At 69.8% G+C, this 550-nt stretch carries 1 protein-coding gene; it reads right to left on the reverse strand.

Going from position 1 to position 550, the window contains the following annotated elements; all coding sequences use genetic code 11:
* Window positions 1-130 precede the first annotated feature (130 nt).
* The coding region (locus ACP4J0_RS38700; protein ID WP_426604161.1) for a DUF3459 domain-containing protein at window positions 131-550 on the reverse strand (420 nt) is incomplete at its 5' end.

Consider the following 550-nt stretch of genomic DNA (forward strand, 5'->3'; position numbering starts at 1 on the left):
ACGCCGTCGCCGTTGCTGTCCTGGAAGGAGCGGACGAGTACCTCGTAGAAGACGGCTCGTTTGAACCAGTCCGGGTCGCGGTCCTTGGCCGGGGTGTCCTCGAACTTGTCCGGCACGGGCTCGTTCACGGTCATGAGGCTGCTGACCCTCCGTTCTGGGGCGCGGCGGCCGGCGGCCGGCGGACGTGGAAGACGTGAGCGGGGGCCCGGCCGGGCTCCAGCCGCACGTAGTTGGTGCGGCCCCAGTGGTAGGTCTCGTCCGTGAGTTCGTCGTGGACCGGCACCGACTCGTGCCAGTCGAGACCGAGCTGCGGCATGTCGAGGGAGATCGTGGCCTCCTGGGTGCGATGGGGATCGAGGTTGGCCACCACCAGTACGACGTCGGACCCCACGCGCTTGCTGTACGCGATCAGCGCGTCGTTGTCGGTCCGGTGGAAGCGCAGGTTCCTGAGCCGGTGCAGCGCGGGATGGGCGCGCCGGATGGTGTTGAGGCGGGTGATGAGGGGGGCGATGGTGCGGCCCTCGCGTGCGGCGGTGGTCCAGTCGCGGGG

Origin of the sequence: Streptomyces sp. WG7 (genome assembly GCF_049975785.1) — a bacterium.
Classification (GTDB): domain Bacteria; phylum Actinomycetota; class Actinomycetes; order Streptomycetales; family Streptomycetaceae; genus Streptomyces.